This window comes from Bradyrhizobium genomosp. I (2014) (genome assembly GCF_000261685.1).
Classification (GTDB): domain Bacteria; phylum Pseudomonadota; class Alphaproteobacteria; order Rhizobiales; family Xanthobacteraceae; genus Bradyrhizobium.
Map to the genome: position 1 here is coordinate 1 of NZ_AJQE01000258.1, position 2544 is coordinate 2544.

The window sequence follows — 2544 nt, forward strand, 5'->3', positions numbered from 1 at the left end:
GTCGGCCATTTCGATCTGTGGACCAACACCGGCATGATCATGCACCGCCAGGCCCTGGTGCTTCCGGGCGGCCTCACCGCCTCGACCGCGCAGTGCGAAGTCATGCTCGCCGGCGCCATTCACGCCTGCGAACGTTACTTCCCGGCGTTCCAATTCGTGGTGTGGGCCGGCAAGACCACCGCGCAGGCCATGGACGCTGCGATGTTCGACACTGTCGGAGAGGCCTAAGGCCTCTCATGACATGGGGGAGCCGTAGCTCTCTCCACGATGTCGTCCCGGACGAGCGCAGCGACGATCCGGGACCCAGACCGCGTGATGCCTCTTGTGGCACACGGCTTGTTGCCAACACCGTCATCCGTTAAGACCGCTGGTGGTTATGGGTCCCTGCGTTCGCAGGGACGACAGCGAGTTTGTGGTGACGACCGTGGCAAACAACAGCACGCTTCAAAACATCACAGGCACCATCCTCCTCGCCGGTGCCGGCAAGATGGGCGGCGCGATGCTGACCGGATGGCTGGCGGGCGGGCTCGATCCGCGCCGTGTCGCGGTGGTCGATCCGTTCATCTCACCCGAGATCACCGCCCTGAGCGCCAAGGGCGTCGCGCTCAATCCCGACGTGACGACCGCTGGCCCCGTCGAGACCCTGGTCGTCGCGGTGAAGCCGCAGATGTTCCGCGAGGCCGGCGCCAGGCTGAAGCCGTTCGTGTCGGACAAGACCTCGGTGGTCTCGATCATGGCGGGCACCACGATCGCCTCGCTCGAGGAGGTCTGCGGCGGTGCCGTGGTGCGCGCGATGCCGAACACGCCGGCCGCGATTGGCCGTGGCATCACCGTAGCTGTCGCGGCGAAGAACGTCAGCGCGGATCAGCGCGCGGTGGCCGATGCATTGCTGCGCGCCACCGGCGCGGTGGAATGGGTCGAGGACGAAGGCCTGATGGACGCAGTGACGGCCGTCTCCGGCTCCGGCCCGGCCTACGTATTCCTGCTCGCCGAGGAACTCGCCCGCGCCGGCGTGGAAGCCGGATTGCCCGAGTCGCTCGCGACGAAGCTCGCCCGCGAGACCGTCGCCGGCTCGGGCGAGCTGCTACATCAGTCGGATCTTCCGTCGAGCACGCTGCGCCAGAACGTCACCTCGCCCGGCGGCACCACGGCTGCGGCGCTCGGCGTGCTGATGGGCGAGCCGGGCCTGCGCGATCTGATGATCCGCGCCATCGCCGCGGCGACGCAGCGGTCGAGGGAATTGGCGAAGTAAACAGGTGGCGCGCGCTACGCACCCAGCCGCTTGTTGAACATCTCGACATTGACGAGCCCGCGCGCGTGGCGGCCCTCGCCGAGCTTGCGCGTGCCCTCGAAGGCCTCGACCTCGAAGCGGATGACGCGGCGCTCGACCGCAACCACTTTGGCCGTCGTCCGCACCGTCGCGCCGACCAGCGCCGCTGCGAGATGGCGAATGTCGACCTCGGTGCCGACCGTGACCCAGCCCGGCTGAAGCACAGCGCGGATTGCATCGCCCGCCGTCATCTCCATCTCGAGGATCATCATCGGCGTCGCATAAACAAAAGGCATGCCGGGCACGAAATGCCCGACCGTGCGCTCCACTGGGACCACCAGCGTGCGCTCGGCGCTCATGCCGATTGTGATGAAGTCGCGTGCGTCCATGGTGCCTGCTCGTCATTCCGGGGCGCACGAAGCGCGAACCCGGAATCCAGAAGTTTCTGGCTCGAGATTCCGGGTTCAGCCCTGCGGGCTGCCCCGGAATGACGCTAACGCGTCACTTCTTCGCGGCCGCCGCGCGTTCCACAAACGTCTTGCCGCCCTTCATCTTGTGGCGGAGCGGAGCTTCGTTGATCTGGATGACGACGGCATCGGCATCGACGCCGAGATTCTTCACCAGCGCCTGGGTGATGTCGCGCATCATGCCGGCCTTCTGCTCGTCGGTGCGGCCTTCGGCCATGCTGATGGTGATCTCAGGCATCGTTGTCTCCCTGCTGCTGCCGTCACGGCCGGGCTTTTCCCGGCCATTCATCATTTGAAAGATGGATGCGCGGGTCAAGCCCACGCATGACGAATGGGGCGAATGGCTAGCCCCAGCTCACGTCATGGCGCGCCAGCACCTCGCGCACCTTGGCGACGAGATCGGCTTCGCTGCACGAGAACTGCGCCGGACGGGTCTCGCGCCATTCCTGGTTGGAGGCGATCGCGGCGGCCGCCTTCGCGCCCTCGATCAAATCCTTGACCTGCACCTCACCGCGCGCCTTTTCATCCGAGCCCTGGATGATGACGCAAGGCGAGTTGCGGCGGTCGGCATATTTGAGCTGGTTGCCCATGTTCCTGGGATTGCCGAGATAGAGCTCGGCGCGGATGCCGGCGGTGCGCAAGCTTGCCACCATCTTCTGGTAGTCGGCGACGCGGTCGCGGTCGAACACGGTGACGACGACGGGGCCGAACCCCGGCCGCGTATCCAGCTTGCCGAGCAGTGTCAGCGCAGCCTGCAAGCGCGACACGCCGATCGAGAAACCGGTCGCCGGCACCGGCTCCCCCCGG

5 protein-coding genes are annotated in these 2544 nt (G+C 66.7%); 2 read left to right on the forward strand and 3 right to left on the reverse strand.

Annotated elements, in window-relative coordinates; genetic code table 11:
* On the forward strand, positions 1–228 hold a 228-nt coding region (locus IC50_RS23955; protein WP_035710471.1), incomplete at its 5' end, for a YbjN domain-containing protein.
* Between the two features lie 148 nt (positions 229–376).
* Positions 377–1252: a pyrroline-5-carboxylate reductase gene (gene proC, locus IC50_RS23960; RefSeq protein WP_050991075.1), complete on the forward strand. Its 876-nt coding sequence runs from the start codon at positions 377–379 to the stop codon at positions 1250–1252.
* A gap of 14 nt (positions 1253–1266) precedes the next feature.
* On the opposite strand, the gene IC50_RS23965 is transcribed toward proC, so the two are convergent.
* From IC50_RS23965 to IC50_RS23975, 3 genes are all read right to left on the reverse strand, one after another.
* A complete protein-coding gene (locus tag IC50_RS23965; RefSeq protein WP_035710474.1) occupies positions 1267–1659 on the reverse strand; it encodes a thioesterase family protein in 393 nt (130 codons plus the stop codon).
* A 112-nt stretch (positions 1660–1771) separates the two neighbouring features.
* Positions 1772–2026 (reverse strand): tautomerase family protein, encoded by a 255-nt coding sequence (locus IC50_RS23970; RefSeq protein WP_081492500.1) that lies wholly within the window; start codon positions 2024–2026, stop codon positions 1772–1774.
* A gap of 55 nt (positions 2027–2081) precedes the next feature.
* On the reverse strand, positions 2082–2544 hold a 463-nt coding region (locus IC50_RS23975; RefSeq protein WP_244429633.1), incomplete at its 5' end, for a His/Gly/Thr/Pro-type tRNA ligase C-terminal domain-containing protein.

Coding starts and splice junctions, on each gene's coding strand:
- proC (WP_050991075.1), top strand. CDS start 377: ATGGGTCCCTGCGTTCGCAGGGACGACAGCGAGTTTGTGGTGACGACC.
- IC50_RS23965 (WP_035710474.1), bottom strand. CDS start 1,659: ATGGACGCACGCGACTTCATCACAATCGGCATGAGCGCCGAGCGCACG.
- IC50_RS23970 (WP_081492500.1), bottom strand. CDS start 2,026: ATGAATGGCCGGGAAAAGCCCGGCCGTGACGGCAGCAGCAGGGAGACA.